Annotated in this window: 18 protein-coding genes and 1 tRNA gene; 16 read left to right on the forward strand and 3 right to left on the reverse strand. The window is 49.6% G+C overall.

Annotated elements, in window-relative coordinates; genetic code table 11:
• From MMIC_RS11435 to rpoC, 11 genes are all read left to right on the forward strand, one after another.
• On the forward strand, positions 1-131 hold a 131-nt coding region (locus MMIC_RS11435; protein ID WP_507761191.1), incomplete at its 5' end, for an EF-Tu C-terminal domain-related protein.
• Between the two features lie 68 nt (positions 132-199).
• Positions 200-355: a 50S ribosomal protein L33 gene (rpmG, locus tag MMIC_RS11440; protein ID WP_072660618.1), complete on the forward strand. Its 156-nt coding sequence runs from the start codon at positions 200-202 to the stop codon at positions 353-355.
• Positions 356-361: 6 nt separating this feature from the next.
• Positions 362-437: transfer RNA gene (locus MMIC_RS11445), tRNA-Trp, on the forward strand.
• Positions 438-473: 36 nt separating this feature from the next.
• Positions 474-662, forward strand: a complete 189-nt coding sequence (gene secE, locus MMIC_RS11450) for a preprotein translocase subunit SecE (RefSeq protein WP_072660619.1) — start codon at positions 474-476, stop codon at positions 660-662.
• Positions 662-1,192, forward strand: coding sequence for a transcription termination/antitermination protein NusG (nusG, locus tag MMIC_RS11455; RefSeq protein WP_072660620.1), 531 nt, complete (start codon positions 662-664; stop codon positions 1,190-1,192). Before secE ends, nusG begins: the two co-directional genes overlap by 1 nt.
• A gap of 146 nt (positions 1,193-1,338) precedes the next feature.
• Positions 1,339-1,767 carry a 50S ribosomal protein L11 gene (gene rplK / locus MMIC_RS11460; RefSeq protein WP_072660621.1) on the forward strand — a complete coding sequence of 143 codons (429 nt, stop codon included), beginning with the start codon at positions 1,339-1,341 and terminating at the stop codon, positions 1,765-1,767.
• Positions 1,768-1,777: 10 nt separating this feature from the next.
• Positions 1,778-2,464 carry a 50S ribosomal protein L1 gene (gene rplA, locus MMIC_RS11465; RefSeq protein WP_072660622.1) on the forward strand — a complete coding sequence of 229 codons (687 nt, stop codon included), beginning with the start codon at positions 1,778-1,780 and terminating at the stop codon, positions 2,462-2,464.
• Between the two features lie 244 nt (positions 2,465-2,708).
• A complete protein-coding gene (rplJ, locus tag MMIC_RS11470) occupies positions 2,709-3,227 on the forward strand; it encodes a 50S ribosomal protein L10 (RefSeq protein ID WP_072660623.1) in 519 nt (172 codons plus the stop codon).
• A 53-nt stretch (positions 3,228-3,280) separates the two neighbouring features.
• Positions 3,281-3,655: a 50S ribosomal protein L7/L12 gene (rplL, locus tag MMIC_RS11475; protein WP_072660632.1), complete on the forward strand. Its 375-nt coding sequence runs from the start codon at positions 3,281-3,283 to the stop codon at positions 3,653-3,655.
• Positions 3,656-3,787: 132 nt separating this feature from the next.
• Complete coding sequence (gene rpoB, locus MMIC_RS11480; protein ID WP_072660624.1) at positions 3,788-7,882, forward strand: DNA-directed RNA polymerase subunit beta; 4,095 nt, start codon at positions 3,788-3,790, stop codon at positions 7,880-7,882.
• 3 nt (positions 7,883-7,885) lie between these two features.
• Positions 7,886-12,094 carry a DNA-directed RNA polymerase subunit beta' gene (rpoC, locus tag MMIC_RS11485; protein ID WP_072660625.1) on the forward strand — a complete coding sequence of 1,403 codons (4,209 nt, stop codon included), beginning with the start codon at positions 7,886-7,888 and terminating at the stop codon, positions 12,092-12,094.
• Between the two features lie 182 nt (positions 12,095-12,276).
• Here the strand turns inward: rpoC and MMIC_RS11490 are convergent, their stop codons facing one another.
• The gene (locus MMIC_RS11490; protein ID WP_072660626.1) at positions 12,277-12,750 is read right to left on the reverse strand and encodes a hypothetical protein; all 474 of its coding nucleotides are present in this window, start codon (positions 12,748-12,750) and stop codon (positions 12,277-12,279) included.
• A gap of 239 nt (positions 12,751-12,989) precedes the next feature.
• Here MMIC_RS11490 and MMIC_RS11495 point away from each other — a divergent pair, with 239 nt between their 5' ends.
• Entirely contained in the window at positions 12,990-13,256 is a 267-nt protein-coding gene (locus MMIC_RS11495) for a hypothetical protein (RefSeq protein WP_072660627.1), read from the forward strand.
• A 129-nt stretch (positions 13,257-13,385) separates the two neighbouring features.
• Here MMIC_RS11495 and MMIC_RS11500 read toward each other — a convergent pair whose 3' ends face one another.
• The gene (locus MMIC_RS11500) at positions 13,386-15,155 is read right to left on the reverse strand and encodes an AMP-dependent synthetase/ligase (protein WP_072660628.1); all 1,770 of its coding nucleotides are present in this window, start codon (positions 15,153-15,155) and stop codon (positions 13,386-13,388) included.
• 344 nt (positions 15,156-15,499) lie between these two features.
• Here MMIC_RS11500 and MMIC_RS11505 point away from each other — a divergent pair, with 344 nt between their 5' ends.
• Genes MMIC_RS11505 through MMIC_RS11515 form a run of 3 tightly spaced genes read left to right on the forward strand, consistent with a single transcriptional unit; the run spans position 15,500 to position 18,087 of the window.
• The gene (locus MMIC_RS11505; protein ID WP_265331372.1) at positions 15,500-16,369 is read left to right on the forward strand and encodes a complex I NDUFA9 subunit family protein; all 870 of its coding nucleotides are present in this window, start codon (positions 15,500-15,502) and stop codon (positions 16,367-16,369) included.
• The gene (plsY, locus tag MMIC_RS11510) at positions 16,366-16,980 is read left to right on the forward strand and encodes a glycerol-3-phosphate 1-O-acyltransferase PlsY (protein ID WP_072660629.1); all 615 of its coding nucleotides are present in this window, start codon (positions 16,366-16,368) and stop codon (positions 16,978-16,980) included. Before MMIC_RS11505 ends, plsY begins: the two co-directional genes overlap by 4 nt.
• Positions 16,981-17,037: 57 nt before the next feature.
• The gene (locus tag MMIC_RS11515) at positions 17,038-18,087 is read left to right on the forward strand and encodes a LysM peptidoglycan-binding domain-containing protein (RefSeq protein ID WP_083530585.1); all 1,050 of its coding nucleotides are present in this window, start codon (positions 17,038-17,040) and stop codon (positions 18,085-18,087) included.
• A 281-nt stretch (positions 18,088-18,368) separates the two neighbouring features.
• Here MMIC_RS11515 and katG read toward each other — a convergent pair whose 3' ends face one another.
• Entirely contained in the window at positions 18,369-20,609 is a 2,241-nt protein-coding gene (gene katG, locus MMIC_RS11520) for a catalase/peroxidase HPI (RefSeq protein ID WP_072660630.1), read from the reverse strand.
• A 141-nt stretch (positions 20,610-20,750) separates the two neighbouring features.
• Here katG and MMIC_RS11525 point away from each other — a divergent pair, with 141 nt between their 5' ends.
• Complete coding sequence (locus MMIC_RS11525) at positions 20,751-21,131, forward strand: LysR family transcriptional regulator (RefSeq protein WP_072660631.1); 381 nt, start codon at positions 20,751-20,753, stop codon at positions 21,129-21,131.
• The last annotated feature ends 60 nt before the right edge of the window (positions 21,132-21,191 follow it).

Here is a 21,191-nt window from a genome sequence, read left to right on the forward strand (position 1 = left end):
TGCCAGGCGATAACATCGCTATGGATGTTGAATTGATTACCCCAATCGCAATGGATAAGGAACTTCGTTTCGCAATCCGCGAAGGTGGTCGTACGGTCGGCGCTGGCGTCGTTACCGACATTAGTAAGTAAGAAGTTAAAATCGTGCAGCGGCGGTAGACTTGTGCTACCGCCGCTTTGCCGTCACTGGAGAATAGGAAATGCGTGAATTGTTGTCATTAGCGTGCGAAGAGTGCAAACGCCGTAACTACACGACAGATAAAAACAAGCGTACGATGACTGACAAGCTGGTGCTGAGTAAGTACTGCAACTCATGTCGTAAGCATACACCGCACAAAGAATCGAAGATTAAGTAAAGATTTAGGCGAGTAGCTCAATTGGTAGAGTACCGGTCTCCAAAACCGGGTGCTGTGGGTTCGAGTCCCTCCTCGCCTGCCAGATAAGCTTTGTGTATTAGGTGAATAGGAGCTGATTATGAGTCGTGTCGCTGAGATGCGTAAGTTCATGAACGAAGTGAAGGTCGAAACCAAAAAGGTGACGTGGCCTGAGCGTAAAGAGACAATTTCGGCAACACTTATGGTGTTTGTCATGGTTATCTTTGTGGCCCTGTTTTTGTGGCTGGTAGACTGGGGCCTGAGTGCTCTCGTGCAGCAGGTGATCTAATGGCGATGAACTGGTATGTCGTACAGGTTTACTCCAACTTTGAAGATAAAGTTGAAGCCATGTTGCGTGAGAACGCTGAACGCGCAGGGCAGGCTGATAAGTTCGGTCAAATCCTTGTGCCTCGTGAAGAAGTTGTGGAGCTGAAAGAGGGGCAGAAAGTAACCTCGCAGCGAAAGTTTTTTCCGGGTTATATCCTGGTTGAAATGGAAATGAACGATGATACGTGGCATGTGGTTAAAGACACGCGTCAGGTCAGTGGTTTCCTCGGTTCAAGTGGTAAGCCGCGTCCGATGCCGCAACGTGAAGTGGATGCATTGATTCACCAGATTGAGGAAGGCATTGAGCGTCCGAAACCTAAGGTGATGTTTGATATTGGCGATGCTGTTCGTGTGATCGACGGTCCGTTTGCCTCCTTTAACGGTGTCGTTGAAGAGGTGATGGAAGACAAGGCCAAGCTGAAAGTCAGCGTGTCCATCTTCGGTCGTCCTACTCCGGTTGAACTGGAATATATTCAGGTTGAAAAGGGCTGAGACGAAAGTCTCTACACTTTTTATAAACAAACGCTTTCACAAGATGTGAAGGTATTACCGCAGAAGATGCGGGAGCATAAGTCACAGACAGTGGCATGCGTACAAAGGTAGAGGGCAAGAGGCCCAAAACCGGTTGGAGATTATAAATGGCAAAGAAACTCGATAAAATCGTGAAGCTGCAGGTTCCTGCAGGTTCCGCAAATCCAGCTCCACCAGTAGGTCCGGCTCTCGGTCAGGCTGGTGTGAACATCATGGAATTCTGTAAGGCGTTTAACGCCAAAACACAGGAGATGGAAAAAGGTCTGACACTGCCGGTAGTAATCAGTGTTTATGCAGACCGTTCCTTTGATTTCGTTATCAAAACCCCACCTGCATCTGTGTTGCTGAAAAAAGCGGCCAAGATTCAGAAAGGCAGCGGCGAGCCGAACAAGAATAAAGTGGGCACTGTAACCAATGCTCAGCTTCGTGAAATCGCTGAAACCAAAATGGCTGACCTGAACTGCTACGACGTAGAAGCCGGTGCGAAAATTATCGCTGGCACCGCCGTATCAATGGGTCTGGAAATTGAAGGTTAAGGGGTAGATCATGGCTAAGATGACTAAACGTATGAAAGCAAGCCTGGAAGCTGTACCAGCACAGGCCGTAACAGTAAAAGCAGCTGTTGACGCAATTCTGGCTCAGCCAGCTACTAAATTTGACGAATCCATCGATGTTGCAATTAAGCTGGGTGTAGATCCTCGCCATGCTGATCAGATGGTTCGTGGTTCGATCTCATTGCCAAACGGTACTGGTAAAACTGTCCGCGTAGCGGTATTTGCCAAAGGTCCTAAGGCTGAAGAAGCAACTGCAGCTGGTGCTGATATCGTTGGAGCGGATGATCTGGTTGAAAAGATTCAGGACGGTTTCATGGATTTCGACCGTGTTGTAGCTACACCGGATATGATGGGTCAGGTTGGTAAGCTGGGTCGCGTACTAGGCCCCCGTGGTTTGATGCCAAACCCTAAGCTGGGCACAGTAACCATGGATGTGACCAAAGCTGTTGGCGCAATCAAGTCCGGTCAGATTGAAGTTCGTGTAGATAAGGGTGCGGTTATTCATGCGCCTGTTGGTCGTCGTTCTTTTGATGCTGACAAATTGAATGAAAACATTGAATTTCTGCTGAGCGAGTTGAACCGCATGAAGCCTTCATCTTCTAAAGGCCGTTATATGCTGAAGATGAGCATGTCATCCACAATGGGTGCAGGCGTACGTGTGGATGAAACCACTCTGTAATTGAATTCGTGCCAGCCCCGGAGGGCTGGCGCACTGGTTTGCTGGCTTCAAAGCTGGCAGTGCCGAAAGGCAAAAGAATCGATAGCACTGACCCGGCATAGCCGGGGAAGGAAAATCGAAAATAACGATCCGTCCTAGACTGTTGGGGCCATGCTTATGATGAGCGCGGCTTAATTGGGGTAACCCTTCCTGCATAGATGGGGTGCAAGCCACTTGCGCGGGTCGAAAAAGCAAGGGGGTAAATGTGAATAAGCAAGACAAACAACGCATTGTCGAAGAACTTCACGCTGCCTGGTCCGAATCCACATCCGGCGTAGTTACACACTACCGCGGTCTGAGTGTTTCCCAAATGGGAGATCTTCGTCGCGCTCTGCATAATGTAGATGTGTCACTGCAGGTTGTGAAAAACACACTGGCGCGTCGCGCGGCAGATGGTACGGGCTTTAAAGCAGCTGAAGAACTGTTCACTGGTCCTGTAGCGATCGCTTATGGTAAAGATCCTGTCGGTATGGCTAAAGCCATCTCAGACTTCGCCAAAAGCAATAAAGCGCTAGAGATCCAGGGTGGAGTACTCGACGGCACAATGGTTGACGCTGCTGGTGTTAATGCACTGGCCAGTCTGCCATCTCGTGAAGTTCTGCTGGCTAAAATGCTCGGAAGCATGCAGTCGCCAATTTCCGGATTCGTCCGCACACTGGCTGAAGTACCTGCATCATTCGTTCGCACACTGGCAGCAATTCGCGATCAGAAAGAAGCCGCATAACATTTATCACTAATATTTTTAACTTATAGCACAAGGAGCTAAACAAAATGGCAATCACTAAAGATGAACTAATCGAAGCAATTGAAACTATGACCGTACTGGAACTGTCTGAGCTGGTAACTGCTCTTGAAGACAAGTTCGGCGTATCTGCAGCTGCACCTGTAGCTGTAGCTGCTGGTCCGGCTGCTGGTGGCGATGCTGCTGCCGCTGCTGAGAAAACTGAATTCGACGTTGTTCTGCAGTCTGCAGGCGACAAGAAAATTCAGGTGATCAAAGCAGTTCGTGAAGCAACTGGCCTGGGTCTGAAAGAAGCCAAGGCAGTAGTTGACGGCGCACCAGGTAACTTGAAAGAAGGCGTTTCCAAGGATGAAGCTGAAGAGCTGAAAGCTAAGCTGGAAGAAGCAGGCGCAATCGTAGAGCTGAAATAAGCCCTGCCTCAATTGTTACCGTTTCGAAAGTAAACGTATCAGGTTAATCCCCGGCGACGAAAGTCGTCGGGGTTTAGCCTTTTTCGCATTAAAAGTTTTCAAGAGAAAATCTGTTCGTCGTTCGAGGTTATAATGGCTAAGCAAGCATCATTAAAACGTATTCGTAAGAATTTTGGTAGTATTCGCTCTCCGATCAGCATGCCAAACATGCTGAATCTTCAGACTGAATCATATTATCAGTTTGTGGGTTATGGCGAAGCGGTCAACGACTCCCGCCTGTCCACAGTATTTCAGACTGTATTCCCGGTTCGCGATTATGCCGGCAATGCTGAACTGGGCTTTGAAGGACTGGAATACAGCCCGCCACGTTATGACCTCGACGAATGTCGCCGCCGCGACCTGACTTATGCTCTGCCGGTGAAGGTGAAGCTGCGTCTGAAAATATTTGAGTCCGAAGGCGAAAAGCGCGGCAAGCGCAAAGTTCGCGAAGTTCGTGACCAATCCGTTTATATGGGTGAAATCCCGGCTATGACCGAGCACGGCTCGTTCATTATCAATGGTACAGAGCGTGCCATTGTATCCCAGATGCACCGTTCTCCGGGTGTATTCTTCGACCATGACAGAGGCAAAACGCATGCCTCCGGTAAATTCCTGTTTAAAGCACGTGTGATTCCTTACCGTGGTTCATGGCTCGATTTCGAGTTTGATGCAAAAGATAAGGTACATTTCCGTATCGACTTGCGTCGCAAGATGCCTGTTGGTGTTCTGCTCAAAGCATTGGGCCTCTCTACACAGGAAATTCTTAACCGTTTTTATCAGCGTCGCACCTACCGCTTCAGCAAGAAGGGTGTTCAGGTTAAATTTGTACCAGAACTGTTTGAAGGTACTCGCGCTGTTACTACCATCAAAATCGGTAACAAGCGTATTGTTGCTGAAGGCAAGAAGTTCACCAAGATGGCTATCAAACGCCTCAGCGAAGCTGAAGTTGACTGGATCGATGTGCCGGTTGAGAGCGTTATCGGTGAAGTTGCTGCTGAACCCATCCTGATTGATGGCGGTGAAATTCTTATCGACCACAACCAGGAGCTGACAGAAGAGTCTATCTCTGCACTGCAGGGCGCAGGCATCAAACAGTTTGATTGCTTGTTGATCGACACGTCAGTACGTGGTCCGTGGCTGGCCGACACCCTGCGTCTGGATATGGTACAGTCACGTGAGGAAGCTCGTGTTGAAATCTACCGTATGATGCGTCCTGGTGAGCCGCCAACAGTTGAAACTGCCAAGGCATTGTTTGAATCACTGTTCTATGACACATCACGTTACGACCTTTCCCGTGTCGGTCGTATGAAACTGAATAGTCGCCTGGAAATCAGCAATGATGATGTACCGCTGGATCAGGGTACCCTGCGTGATGAAGATATTCTGCTGGCACTGAATACACTGCTGTCACTGCGTGACGGTATTGGTGAAGTGGATGATATTGACCACTTGGGTAATCGTCGTCTGCGTTCAGTAGGCGAGTTGCTGGAAAATCAGATCCGTGTTGGCCTGGTGCGCATGGAGCGCGCTATTCGTGAGCGCTTGAGCTCCGGTGACCTGACTGAAATGATGCCTTCAGACGTCGTCAACGCGAAACCGTTGATTGCATCTGTGAAAGAATTTTTCGGTTCATCACAGTTGTCACAGTTTATGGATCAGACGAATCCATTGTCAGAAGTGACGCACAAGCGTCGTCTCTCAGCATTGGGCCCCGGTGGTCTGTCACGTGAACGCGCCGGTTTTGAAGTACGTGACGTACATCCAACGCATTATGGCCGTCTCTGCCCAATTGAAACGCCTGAAGGCCCGAACATCGGCCTGATCAACTCACTGGCGACCTATGCCAAGGTCAATGACTTTGGCTTCATCGAGTCTCCATACCGTCGCGTTGTGGATGGTCAGGTGACAGATACCGTTGATTACCTCTCTGCGATTGATGAAGCAACACCTGTCATCGCTCAGGCGAATGCTAAAGTGGACGAGAATGGTCGGTTTGTTTCAGACCTGATCCAGTGTCGTCAGGCCGGCGAATTCATTATGGCTACGCCAGCCGAGATCAATTACATGGATGTATCACCTTCACAGGTGGTTTCCGTGTGTTCCGGTCTGATTCCGTTCCTTGAGCATGATGATGCGAACCGTGCATTGATGGGTTCAAACATGATGCGTCAGGCTGTGCCATTGCTGAAGAGTGAAAAGCCTCTGGTTGGTACAGGCATGGAAGGTCCGCTGGCTCGTGACTCGGGAGTATCTCAGGTCGCTCGCCGTGGTGGCGTGGTCGATCGTGTTGATGGCGAACGTATCGTAGTGAAAGTGAATGATGACGAGCAGGTTGAAGGTGAGCCGGGCGTGGATATCTATCGCCTGTTCAAATATCGCCGCTCTAACCAGAACACCTGCTTTAACCAGCGTCCGCTGGTCAAATCCGGAGAGATTGTAGCCAAAGGCGATATTATCGCTGATGGACCGTCTACTGATCTGGGTGAGTTGGCACTGGGACGTAACGCACTGGTAGCACTGATGCCATGGCGTGGTTACAACTTTGAGGATGCGATCGTTATCTCCGAGAAGCTGGTGAAAGACGATGTGTATACATCCATCCATATTGAAGAGTTTGAAGCGGTAGCTCGTGATACCAAGCTCGGTGCTGAAGAGATTACCCGCGATATCCCAAATGTCGGTGAAGATGCACTGCGTCATCTGGACGAGTGTGGTATTGCTTACATCGGTGCTGAAGTGAAACAGGGTGATATCCTGGTCGGTAAGATCACACCAAAGGGTGAAACACAGCTCTCTCCTGAAGAAAAGTTGCTACGCGCAATCTTTGGTGAAAAAGCATCTGACGTTCGTGACACATCCATGCGTGTTAAACCAGGCGAAGAAGGTGTTGTTGTAGACGTTCAGGTATTTACGCGTCGCGGTGATGAGAAAGATGACCGTGCCAAGGTGATTGAAGAGTCTTCTATCGAACAGCTTTATGCTGATAAAGAAGAAGAGCGTCGCATTCTTGAAGGCAATGCCGTCAGCCGTCTGCAGGGACTGCTGGTTGGTCAGTCTGCAGCACAATTCAAGGGCCTGAAGAAAGGTGATGCAATCAAGGCTGCAGATATTAAAGCCCTGAACCTGCGTGATCTGTCGGGTGTATCTGTTGCTGATGATGCTGTTAATGAGCGCGTGGCTGAGATTCTTGAGTCCATGGACAAAGAGCGCGCTAAACTTGAATCACGTTTTGAAGAAAAAGTGGCCAAGGTGCGTGAAGGCTCTGAGCTGAAACCTGGCGTGATCAAGGTTGTGAAAGTATTCGTAGCTGTGAAACGTAAACTTCAGCCGGGTGATAAGATGGCCGGTCGTCATGGTAACAAGGGTGTTATTTCGGTCATCGTACCGGAAGAAGATATGCCATTTACCGAAGACGGTACTCCGGTTGATATCTGCCTGAACCCATTGGGCGTACCATCGCGTATGAATATCGGACAGATTTTCGAAATTCATATGGGCTGGGCTGCAAGCGGACTGGGCAAGAAACTCAATGCCATGCTGCAGGCAGGAGCCGTACAGGAAGAGGTACGTAGTTATCTGCTGGATTGCTATGCAGAAGATGAGTCTGCATGCAAAGACATCTCTGAAATGGATGAAGAGGGTCTGACTGAGCTGGCTAATAACCTGAAAGGTGGTGTTCCTATTGGTACACCTGTGTTTGACGGTGCCAAGGAAGCAAATATTCAGCGCATGCTGAAACTGGCCGGCCTGCCTGAAACAGGTCAGACCACACTGTATGATGGCCGTAGCGGTGAAGCATTTGATCGTGCGATTACCATCGGCCACATGTATATCATTAAACTGCATCATCTTGTTGATGAGAAGATTCATGCTCGTTCAACGGGTCCATACTCTCTGGTAACACAGCAGCCTCTGGGTGGTAAAGCCCAGTTCGGTGGTCAGCGTTTCGGTGAGATGGAAGTCTGGGCTCTTGAAGCATATGGCGCTGCCTACACGCTGCAGGAGATGCTGACTGTGAAGTCGGATGATGTTCAGGGTCGTACGAAGATGTACGAGTCTATTGTTCGCGGTGATATGTCATTCGAAGCGGGGATTCCAGAATCCTTTAACGTAATGACCAAGGAATTGAATGCGTTGGGAATTGACCTTTCTATGGTTAAACATCCAGCCGAGACCGAAGGAGAATAAGCCATGCAAGAACTTCTCAGAATGTTCCAGAAGCCATCCAGCATCGAAGATTTCGATGGCCTGCGTGTTGGCTTAGCTAGTCCGGAAAAAATTCGTTCATGGTCTTATGGCGAGGTTAAGAAGCCTGAGACTATCAACTACCGTACATTCAAGCCTGAGCGTGATGGTCTTTTTTGCGCCAAGATTTTTGGCCCGATTAAAGATTACGAGTGCCTGTGTGGTAAATACAAACGCCTGAAACATCGTGGTGTTGTATGTGAAAAATGTTCGGTTGAAGTGATTCAGTCCAAAGTGCGCCGTGAGCGTATGGGTCATATCGATCTGGCAGCTCCGGTTGCACATATCTGGTTCCTGAAAAGCCTGCCGTCTCGTATCGGCTTGTTGCTGGATAAAACGCTGAAAGAGCTGGAGCGCGTGCTCTATTTCGAATCCTATATTGTACTTGATGCCGGTCTGACCAGTCTGGAACAGTTCCAGATCATGACCGAAGAAGAGTATATTGAAGCCTTTGAAGAGTATGGAGAAGAGTTCCGTGCCGGTATGGGTGCAGAAGCGCTGCAGGAAATGTTGCAGAATATTGATCTGGAAGAAGAGCGTCAGTCTCTGCGTGCCCAGATTGGTGCTACCAAGGCTGTCACCAAGCTGACCAAGCTGACTAAACGCCTTTCCACTGTGGAAGCAATGCTGGGATCCGGCAACCACCCTGAATGGATGGTTCTGAATGTGATTCCGGTACTGCCGCCTGAAATTCGTCCGCTGGTACCGCTGGATGGTGGCCGCTTTGCGACTTCTGATCTGAATGACCTGTATCGCCGTGTGATCAACCGTAACAACCGTCTGAAACGACTGCTGGAGTTGAATGCACCTGAAATCATTACCCGTAATGAAAAGCGTATGCTGCAGGAGTCTGTAGACGCGCTATTTGATAATGACCGTCGCTCCAAGCCGATTGCCGGTAACAACCGTCGCCCATTGAAATCACTCTCTGATGTGATCAAGGGTAAACAGGGACGTTTCCGTCAAAATCTGCTGGGTAAACGTGTGGATTATTCCGGTCGTTCCGTGATCGTGGTGGGTCCTGAGCTTAAACTGCATCAATGTGGTTTGCCGAAGAAGATGGCGCTCGAGCTGTTCAAGCCATTTATCTATAACAAGCTGGAACTTCGTGGTCTGGCGAACACCATCAAGGCTGCCAAGAAGCTGGTAGAGCAGGGCATTCCGGAAGTTTGGGATATTCTGGCCGAGGTGATTCATCAGCATCCGGTCATGCTTAACCGTGCGCCGACGCTGCATCGCCTGGGTATTCAGGCATTTGAACCTGTACTGATCGAAGGTAAAGCGATTCAGCTGCATCCTCTGGTATGTACTGCATTCAATGCCGACTTCGATGGTGACCAGATGGCTGTGCATGTGCCGCTCTCTATTGAAGCACAGACTGAAGCACGCGCATTGATGATGTCGACCAATAACATCCTCTCGCCTGCAACAGGTAAACCAGTGATTGTACCTACTCAGGATATGGTTCTGGGTATCTATTATCTGACCCGTGAACGTCCTTTCGGTAAGGGCGAGAACATGGTCTTCTCTTCACCTGATGAAGTACAGCGCGCACTGGATGCCGGTGTTGTTGAACTACATAGCCGTATTGTTTGCCGTGTTCGCGGCACGCGTGAAAAAACCACGGTTGGTCGTGCGATTCTCTCCACGATTCTACCGGAAGAACTGCCATTCTCTACCATCAACCGCGAGTTGACCAAGAAAGATACGGGTGGCTTGATTGAAGAGGCTTATCGTTTCGCCGGTAACAAGGCGACTGTATTGCTGGCAGATCGACTGAAAGTATTCGGTTATACCTATGCGACCAAGTCAGGCGCATCTTTTGCCCTGGGCGATGTTGTGGTTCCGGATAGTAAGGTAAGCACAGTAGCTACAACCGAGGCTGAAGTAGCCAAGGTTCAGAAGCAGTACGCAGACGGTTTGATTACCGCTGGTGAGCGCTATAACAAGGTGATCGACCTTTGGACGCATACATCTGAAAAAGTTGCGCGAGCCATGATGGATAACCTGGCCACTGAAGAAATGACCTCTGCCGATGGCAAAGAGACTGAAACTGCCAAGACCTTTAACCCGGTTTATATGATGGCAGATTCCGGAGCGCGTGGTTCTGCACAGCAGATTCGACAGCTTGCCGGTATGCGTGGCCTGATGGCTAAACCGGATGGTTCGATTATCGAAACGCCGATTACCGCGAACTTCCGTGAAGGCCTGACCATTCTGCAATACTTCATCTCTACACATGGTGCGCGTAAAGGTCTTGCTGATACTGCACTGAAAACGGCGAACTCGGGTTACCTGACGCGTCGTCTGGTTGATGTGGCACAGGATGCGGTTGTCCGTGTTCAGGACTGTGGCACTGAAAATGGTGTGAACCTTACGGCTCTGGTTGAAGGTGGTGAAGTCATTGAAGCACTGTACGAGCGTGTTCTCGGCCGTGTATTGATTGACTCTGCAGTTGATCCAATCTCAGGCGAAGAAATTGCTCCGGCCGGAGCGATGGTTAACGAAGAGCTGGCCAAGAAGATCGAAGAGGCTGCAGTTGAATCTGTTCGTATCCGTTCCGTTCTGACCTGTGAAGCTGAAGATGGTGTTTGTGCAAACTGTTATGGACGTGATCTGGCCCATGGTACACCTGTAGGTATCGGTGAAGCTGTTGGTGTGATTGCAGCCCAGTCGATTGGTGAGCCGGGCACACAGCTGACCATGCGTACATTCCATGTTGGTGGTACTGCATCCCGTTCTGCTGAGCAGGCACATGTTGAAGCTAAATTCGGTGGTGTTCTGAAACTGGAAGCGCCGATTACTGTAATCGATACGAATGGTGATGAGATTGTTATCAACCGTCATACCGAAACAGTGATTACCGATAGCCAGGGTAAAGAGCTTGAACGTCATCGTATTCCATATGGTGCACATCTGCTGATTAAAGATGGCGAAAAAATCAAGGCAGGTCAGAAACTGGCCGAGTGGGATCCATATACCATGCCGTTGATTGCTGAAACCGATGGTAAGATTCGCTTCGTTGACCTGGAAGAAGGTATCACCATGCGTGAGCAGTCTGATGAGGTGACCGGCCTATCCAGCCGTGTTGTGACTCAGCAGGCAGATACGCGTAAAGATGCACTGCGTCCGCAGATTCATCTGGTTGATCCAAAAGACCCTGAAGGTGATCCAATTGTACTGGCCCGTACCAATACGCCAGCGCGTTACTTCCTGTCACCAGGCGCGATCCTGAATGTTGATAACGAAATCGAAGTTCGGGCAGGCCACGTACTGGCACGCATTCCTCGTGAAGCGGGCAAGACCAAGGATATTACCGGTGGTCTGCCACGCGTTGTCGAGCTGTTTGAAGCTCGTAAGCCGAAGAACCTGGCCTTCATCGCAGGTGCTGATGGCGTGATCTCCTTTGGTAAGGATATTCGCGGTAAGCGTCGTGTGTATGTAGATCCGTCCGATGGCTCTGATCAGTTTGAATATCAGATTCCGAAGGGCTCCCAGATTCTCGTTCAGGAAGGTGACCGTGTACGTCGTGGTGAGCGTCTGATGGAAGGTTCTCCTGCTCCTCAGGATATTCTGAAGGTACTTGGCGTTGAAGCACTGGCGGGTTATCTGACTGATGAGATTCAGGAGGTTTACCGTCTGCAGGGTGTGAAGATCAATGATAAGCATATTGAAGTGATCGCACGTCAGATGATGCGTAAGGTTCAGATCATTGATCCGGGTCAGTCTAACTTCGTTGCAGGTGAACAGCCGGTTCGCAAGCATGTATTGCAGGCCAACCGTAAACTGGTAGCTGAAGGCAAGGCTCCGGCTACATTTGAACCAATCCTGTTGGGTATTACCAAGTCTAGTCTGAACACTGACTCATTCATTTCAGCGGCCTCTTTCCAGGAGACCACTCGAGTCATCACTGAAGCTGCACTAGCAGGTAAAGTGGACTGGTTGCTGGGTCTGAAAGAGAACGTGATTCTCGGACGTCTGTTGCCAGCTGGTACGGGTCTTGCGACACGCAATGCTCCCAAGCCGGTAGTCGTGGAAGCCGATGAAGAGATCATCGAGAAGGCGCCTGATGCCGATATTCTCGAAGAACTCGGACAGGTTGTTGATGATGGCGGCGTGGCCGATGTGCAAGGCGCTGAAGACGAAGCTGCATAACTAAGCCAAACGTAAAATCAAAAAAGGGCACCTTTGGGTGCCCTTTTTTGTTTAGAAATTCTATTCAGCCTATGGAGAAAAGAAGAAACAGTGAAAGGGAGCAGCTCTCCCCGGCTTATTTGTGGGAGATCGCTGAAGCCTGATCAGAGAGTGTTTACTGAACAGAAGCCGACGCGAATAGTCTAATACTTGTGAGAGTCGACTTTGATTTTGCCCTCGGAAATGTCGAAGATGATATCCAGGACTTTGGAGCGGTTCGCCAATTCAAACCAGAGGATGTCCTCTTTATCAGTGGTAAACCAGATTTCACGCTCGGTCAGTACCTTCTTCAAGGCTTCATGCATATCCGGGTTGATTGGCATCAGGTATTCAAGATTATCTCCACGGGGAGACTTGGGAATGTAAATCCAGTCTTTCTGAACAATTTTGGATGTCCGGGAAAAGGTTTCATTGAGCAGAATCTGGAAGGCATAACGATGCTTTTTCTCCACACAGACAGTATTTCCCTCGATGTAATGGGGCAGGCCGGAGTCTTCCAAGGCTATCCTGAGCGTGCCTGTATCTTTTGCATCGATTACCCTGGAGCAGGAATCAAGTGCGGCAGCCTGAGCAAAACATGGCAAAAAGCATAAGATAGATAAAATAATTCGATGCATGGTTGCCTCCCAATGTGAATCCCGACACATGATTAACAACAATACACTATGACCTGCTCGCATCAGCGTAAACAATCCAGTCATTGAATCGTCTGGCGCAGGAGCCAATAACTGGTATTTCATGCCGCAGCAGAGGCGAACAATGGGGCTGCAGCGCAGGCCCGGAGGCGTGAATAAAGGCATTTACAAGCCGGCCATTTGAACTATTCTGATAATCGAATGAATCCGGGGTGGAATGTATGATCAGCATATTATTGGATATCGCTTGTGGCTACCTGATTGCACGCAATATCAATCGCTTATGGCTTGCTGTTGTAGCAGCCGTAGCCGGCGGCATAGTGATTGCAGTTGGAGCTAATATGCCCGTGGGCAGTGAAGTGCCCGATCCGGTTGCAGCAGATGCTATAATGAAAAAAGTAGCCTCAGGCGTGTTGTTGAATCCTCTGGTTATTCTCACCGCACTGATAGTGTTTCGGAGAAATAAAGAACCATCCCAAAAGCCTTAAGCATACTCTGAACAAGTCAGAGTATGCTTAAGGCCTGTCAAAATCTTGCGCTGTATGTAGTTGTTCAGAGCAACCTTAAGTTTGTGTGCAACCAACATAAAGCATGGTGTCTGCTTTATTGGCAGATGATTATGCGTAGAGCGAAATGAAAATATCAGCGAATTGTTCGTAAACTTTACGGCGCTTCACCTTCATGGTGGGGGTTAGCAGTCCGGATTCAATGGTGAAACCCTCATGCAGCAGATGAATGCGGCGCACCTGTTCAAACGGATTCAGCGGTTTGAGTTCCTTGTTGATTCTGGTTTGCAGATGTTTTTTAAGAATGTCTGAATCGCAGAGGTGATCCCAGTCAGCTTCAGGCAGCCCTTCTGATTCAGCCCACAAGCTGCAGGCTTCTTTGTTGGGTACAATCAGGGCAACCAGATAAGGCTTCTGGTCACCATAAACTACGGCCTGATCAATCATTTCATCGATAGCAAGCAAGCCTTCAATACGCTGCGGAGCAATGTTTTCACCACCAGAATTCACGATAAGATCTTTTTTCCTGTCAGTAATTCTGAGATAGCCATCTGCATCAAACTCGCCAATGTCACCGGTATGAAGCCAGCCATCAATCAATGCCTCTTTGGTCGCTTTACGGTTTTTCCAGTATCCCTGCATAATATTGTTGCCACGTGCGATAATTTCACCGTCATCGGCAATTTTAATTTCAATGCCCTTGCCAGGTAGCCCGACAGAGCCGATTCGTCTGTCATGCATCGGGTTGGCTGCCAGCAGCGGCGCGGACTCGGTAAGACCATAACCTTCCAGCACAGGCAGTTTGAGGGTTTCAAAGAATTCACCCACTTCAGAGTTGAGTGGTGCGCCGCCTGAGACCATGACACGCATCCGGCCACCGAAGCGAGCACGAATTTTTTCACCCACCAATTTGTTAAGCAGTTTGAATACAAGAGCGGCCACAGGTCCCCGGTTTTCGCGTTTAGCCAGATCGAAATAGGAGTTGAAGAGCTTCTGTTTGAATCCCGACTGTTTACTAACCTGCGTCAGTATGCGTGTACGTACGACTTCCAGCATACGCGGTACAGCAATCATAATCGTTGGTTTTGCCTCAATCATATTTTTGGCAACGGTATCCGGGCGCTCGGCAAAAGCGACCGAGATGCCATAGGAATAGGCTAGAAAATGGCCGGCTGTACGTTCCAGCGTATGTGCCAGAGGCAAAAATGAGAGCATTCGGTCATCGGGCTGCAAGGTGATAACGGCCGGGACAGTTTCAAGGTTGGTAAGAATATTACAGTGACTAAGCATCACCCCTTTCGGGTTAGCTGTCGTGCCTGAGGTGTACACAATCGTAGCCAGTTGATCTCGCTCCAGTTTGGCCAGACGTCGGTTCAGGCGTTCATCATCAGGCTCGCCACCTTCGAGAACTGAAAAGTTTTCCACAATTCCATCATCGACAACATCATCCACGACATAGAGATGTTTGAGGCTGGAGTTGTTATCGGATGCAAGTTTGAGGTCACGCAGCAGGTTTCCACCTGAAGTAAATACCGCTTTAGCACCGGAATCTTCAAGGACATAAGCCATGTCCTGCGGTCGATATGAGCAGTATAAGGGCACAGTCACAGCGCCGATGGAGAGGATTGCATAATCAACAATGGCCCACTCCGGGCGATTCTCCATCAATATGCCGATGCGATCTCCGGGTTTAATACCTGCAGCCATCAGGCCACATGCTACCCGTCGGACACGGGTGGCCAGTTGTGCATAGGTGACAGGTAAATATTCGCCATTTTTACGGTACCACTGAGCTGGTCGCGCAGCATAACGCTCAGCTACGTTGAACAGCGCTTCAGGCAGGCTGGTGACGGCATCTATATCGGGTGAATCAAATCCCATATCAGTAAATCGCTATTGCCAGTAAATATAACAAAGACACTCCCGCTCCTGAATTCCCTGTTCGCAGCATAGACTATATTTCAAATAGTGAAAAGTTTTTGCCATGTGCATGCATTGACGTTGGGCCAGTCAGGGCCATACTTACCCTGCAGTTGTACGGGCTGGGCGTGCGTGCGTTTTTTGATTCAACAGCCAGTGCAAGAATCAGGATCTGTGATCCGCTTGCAGATCGTGTGCATCTATTCAAGGGAGAGGGAAAATGGGACAGCGCATTAGTATCATTGGTGGTAGTGGATTTGTCGGTAGCGTAATTACGCGCCAGGGCTCTGGCTGCCGGACATCAGGTGACAGTGGCCTGCAGACACCCGGAGCGTGCTCGTGAGTTGCTCGTGGATGGCGCGCAACTGGCCAAAGTTGATGTGGTGGATGGAACAGGCCTGGATAAGGCAGTTGCCGGCGCTGATACTGTGATTTATCTGGTCGGGCTATTATTTGAAAAAGGCTGCCAGAATTTTGCCACAGCACATGTGGATGGTGTAGCCCGCGTATTGGATGCCTGTAAACGAGCCGGTGTTCAGCAGTATCTGCATATGAGCGCGCTGGGAGCAGGTCAGGTTGACGAGAGTGCTTATGCACAGACGAAAGGCGAAGCCGAAGCCCTGGTGAGGGAATCGGGTTTGAACTGGACCATATTCCGGCCTTCGATCATTTATGGCGCAGGCGATAACTTCTTTAATCAGTTCAAAGCCATGTCAGCACTACTACCCGTGATGCCTGTCATTTCCGGTGCAACACGTTTCCAGCCGGTATGGGTTGAAGATGTGGCCCGTGCATTTGTCTCATCGATTGGCAATCGCCATGTGAACGGCCAGGCCTATGATCTGGGTGGGCCTGGTACTTACAGCTTTCAGGAATTGCTGGAAATGCTTATGGCCGAGCTTGGTCGCAAACGCCTCCTGATACCGGTGCCTGGTTTTGCCGCGAAATTAATGGCTCTGTTCACCGGTTTGTTACCTACACCGCCGATTACACTCGACCAGTTAAAGCTGCTGGCGCATGACAATGTAGTGGATGGGGAGCCTTTCCCGGCCATATTCGGAGAGCCAGCTGCAGTAGAATCTGTTCTTCCCACCTATATCGTAGCGTCCCGCTCGGAGTGGCGTCAGCATCAGATGGATGCTTCGCGTCAGCATTACCGTAAGGGCGGCATTTGAACTTTACGCTTTTAGGGGCCGTTTTTGCCTCCTATCTGATCGGAGCTATTCCATTCGGACTGGTGCTTAGCCGTTTAATGACCGATCGCGACCCGCGTGAGCATGGTAGTGGTAATATCGGAGCTACAAACGCCATGCGAACCGGTGGCAAAACCGTAGGGATTCTGACACTTGTTGCGGATATCGCCAAAAGCCTGCTGCCGGTCGGTCTGGCTGTATGGATGGACTTGCCGGAAATATGGATTGCAGCTATAGCAACAGCCACATTTGTCGGCCACCTGTATCCGGTCTATCTGGGTTTCAAAGGCGGCAAAGGCGTAGCGACCATGCTGGGAGCCATGTTGCCCTGGCAGCCATTGGCTGCAGGCATTGGTTTTTTTCTATGGCTGGTACTGATAATGATCAGCCGATATGTCTCCTTGTCCTCAGTGATTGCAGCATTAGTGCTGCCTTTTCTTGTCTGGTGGACAGGCGGATCAATCCCTGCTTTGATAGTTAGCATGATTTTTGCTTCACTGGTGACATTGAAACATGCCAGCAACATCCGGCGCTTGATCGATGGCACAGAACCAGCGATCGGCAAGGACCGGAAAGCCAGCCCGGATGCCTGATGTGAGTGGCGGCAGTTGCACTGGTTCAGATCATGCGGCAGAGCCGTGGAGGCAGATATGAAATCGAATCCCTTATTGCTGATTGCTTTGACACTGGGCCTGATAATGGCTTCAGCACCAGTTCAGGCCGATACCCTGAAAATGCCGCCAACTATCACTGCCAATGATGTGAAGCCGAATTTGCCACAGCCCTACATCGTCAAAAAAGATGACACGCTTTGGGATATCGCGGATTATTTTTTCAAAGACCCATGGAAATGGCTGAAAATATGGGAACGTAATCTCTACATTACCAATCCGGATTTGATCTATCCGGGCAACGAAATCTGGTTTGATGGCACGCGTATCAAACAGGGCGGTTTAACTACCGTGTCGCCACGACCACAGGTGGTGATTAAACCGGTTGAACGTATCGATGGGGTAGTGGACTCCTCCATTATGCTCGCCGCTCTTGAGCGGCAGGATTTCATCAGTGCTGATGAGATCGAAGGCATGGGTTATGTACTGGATTCGCGCGATGAGCGTATCAATTATGGCGTGAACGACCATATTTACCTGCGTCTGCAACAGTCTGCCAAACAGGGTGATCTGTTTGATGTTTTCCGTACTGCCGATGAAGTTCGGGATCCGAACAGTGGTGATGTTGCCGGTGTTCTGGTTGAGCACCTGGGACAGGTGCGTGTTGATTCGAATGCTGACGGCGTGTATCGCGGCCTGGTCGTGAAAGGCTTTGAAGAGATTTCCCGAGGTGATCGTCTGAAACCCGCCAAGGTTATTGATCCAAAGATTGTGCCGAGCACACCGGATCAGAAGCTGAGCGGCAACGTGATGTATATTCGCAATAATGCCAAAGAGGCAGGCCAGAATCAGGTGATTGGTATCAGCCTGGGTATCACCAATGGCGTGAAGCCGGGTACTGCACTATCTATTTATAAAGCAGGCCGTGTAGTCGAAGATAAAGTGACAGGTGAAGATGTGCGGTTGCCACTTGAAAAGATCGGCCGACTGCTAGTACTGGTGCCTCAGGACAGGGCTTCGATTGCACTGGTCACCAGTTCGACTCAGGCGATTAATATCGGAGATGCGATTCTCAGCTACAAGCCTTAAATACCCCTCTGGATTCACAGCTCTTAACTGATAATCATCAGGGGTAATCCCGGTATTAGAACGTATCAACGTCATTTTCAGCCGGTTTCAGATATCCGTTCGAGTCGGGCATGCATATGCTGGAAGGACTCGAACGAGGGTCGCCTATCGGCCAAAAAGAGACATTCACATATAGCACTCAGGTGTCTGTAAGTAGGTGGATGTTCAATACCTCTTCGAGCATCAACTGCATATGAGGGCTGTGGTAGTTTTTCACCACAGCCCCAGAGCGCATGAGATTGTTAATTCAGTCCATTGTCAAAACGATCAAGATTCATGACTTTGATCCATGCCGCAATAAAGTCATGTATAAATTTCTCCTTCGAATCACTGGAGGCATAGACCTCAGAAACAGCACGCAGTTCAGAGTTTGAGCCGAAAACTAAGTCTACCGGAGACGCTGTCCACCTGAGCTTGCCAGACTGACGATCATAGCCTTCATACACATGGCCATGCTTGGAAGACTTCTTCCATTTTGTGGACATATCGAGCAAGTTGACAAAGAAATCATTGCTCAGATGTCCAGGGGTATTGGTGAACACCCCAAGCTTCGAACCATCGGTATTAGCTCCTATGGTACGCATGCCACCGACCAGCACGGTCATTTCCGGTACAGTAAGGGTCAGCAGGTCAGCCTTTTCAACAAGCATTTTTGTCGGCGCCCCATAACTTCTGTCGCTGTAGTAATTACGGAAGGCGTCAGCAGTCGGTTCGAGTGCGGCGAATGAATGCACATCTGTCATCTTCTGCGATGAATCACCTCGGCCTGGCCTGAAGGGTACTTTGGCGTTGAAACCGGCATCTTTCGCGGCCTTCTCAATCGCAGCAGCTCCGCCAAGCACAATCAAATCTGCCATGGAAACCTGCTTACCACCGGCAGCCCTATTGTTGAAGGCCAGCTGTATGCGTACCAGTTTCTTCAATACTCTCGCTAGTTCTTGAGGGTCATTGGCTTCCCAGTTCTTCTGAGGAGCCAAGCGTAAGTGGGCTCCGTTTGCACCACCTCTCATATCAGATCCACGATATGTGGAAGCGGATGCCCAAGCTGTCCTAACAAGTTCAGGTACACTCAAACCGGACTTCATAATCTTCGCTTTCAGCTTGGCCACATCCTTGGCGCTAATCGACTTGTAGTCGGGTGCAGGAACAGGGTCCTGCCACGCGAACACTTCCTTAGGAGCTTCCGTGCCCAGATAGCGCGATCGCGGACCTAAGTCACGGTGCGTCAGCTTGAACCAAGCCTTGGCGAATGCTCTGTCGAATTCATTCGGATGCTCCAGGAAACGTTCGGATATTACACGGAAACCGGGATCTTCCTTCAGTGCCAAATCTGTCGTTAGCATAATAGGGGCATTCCGCTTACCCTTGATATGGGCATCCGGCACGGCAGTGTGCGCATCCATATCGGTTGGCAGCCATACTGTTCCACCAGCAGGTGTCTTCTGCCTTTTCCAATCGTAACGCAACAGATTGTCCAGGAAGAGGATCGACCATTCCGTTGGCGTTTGTGTCCATGCGCCTTCCAGACCACTTGTCATGGTGTCTTCCGCATTGCCTTTCCCGCACTTATTCATCCATCCCTGGCCCTGTTCCTCAATGGCAGCGGCGGCTGGCTCGGGTCCCACACAACTAGCTTTCACAGCACCATGGGTCTTGCCAAGGGTGTGTCCGCCCGCGATAAGTGCAACGATCTCTTCATCATCCATTGCCATGCGGCCAAAGGATTCACGTATATCCGCAGCAGCAGAGACCGGATCGAGATTACCGTTTGGCCCTTCAGGGTTTACATAGATCAGGCCCATCTGCAAGGCGGCCAACGGTTTTTCGAGCTTACCGTCTTTGCTATAGCGTTTGTTATTAGCCAGCATTTTGGTTTCAGGGCCCCAGTAAACCCTGTCCGCCTGCCAATCGTCCACGCGGCCACCGGCAAAGCCTAGGGTTTCAAAACCCATGGATTCCAATGAAACATTACCGGCTAGAATCATCAGATCCGACCACGAAATGCTACGGCCATATTTTTGTTTGACCGGCCAGAGTATTCGGCGCGCCTTATCCAGGTTTGCATTGTCTGGCCAGCTATTAAGAGGCTCGAAACGTTGCTGCCCACCATCAGCACCACCTCGCCCGTCATGCACTCGATAAGTACCAGCACTGTGCCAAGCCATCCTGATCATCAAACCGCCATAGTGACCCCAATCTGCCGGCCACCAATCCTGCGAGGTTTTTAATGTCTTCTCGATGTCCTTTTTCAAGATCTTGAGATCGACACTCTGAAAGGCCTTGGTATAGTCAAAGTCTTTGCCATAAGGGTTGGCCCGAGGGTCGTGCGCATGCAGCGGTTCAAGGTTCAGCAGTTCAGGCCACCAGAACTGATTGGACTTGGGCTCGCCTGAACTCTTAGCTGGGGTTGCTAATCCCACGGTTGATAGCAGGACGGACATCAGTCCCGCGACGGTTATCATGATTAATTTGTGCTGATTCATGGTTACAGTCCTCCTTGCAATGGATGCTGCTCATCAAGCAGCACAGAATATGTAATCCATTGTAACAATAGACTTTTATATGTATAATTGATTGTTTCTATGTTATCTATAGGTTTTGTCTATTAACAAGCGAGGCTGACTATGAATCTACGTGCACTTTCTTATGTTGTTGCTGTTGCGGATTTACGTAATTTCACTCACGCAGCCGAACAGTGCCACGTGAGTCAGCCGACTTTGAGTGCTCAAATCAAAAAACTAGAGGAATATCTAGGTATAAAAATTTTTGAGCGGAACAATAAACGCATCATGATTACCGATGAAGGCGACGAAATTATACATTCCGCTCGCCGAATACTGGTCGAGACAGAAACCATCCAGGATATTGCTGAACGAGCCAAGAATCCATTTACAGGAACTTTTCGACTTGGCGCTTTTCCCACTCTGTCCACCTATATTGTCAATCAGCACCCAAAATTGACCCCCCATCAGCGTCCAATTTTGACCCCCCTAAAGTCTGTTTAAATCATGCTCTATTTTTGAATCTCCAGCTCTCATTTCCGGTCTCTATAATGTCACAATGAT

Source organism: Mariprofundus micogutta (assembly GCF_001895085.1).
GTDB lineage: Bacteria > Pseudomonadota > Zetaproteobacteria > Mariprofundales > Mariprofundaceae > Mariprofundus > Mariprofundus micogutta.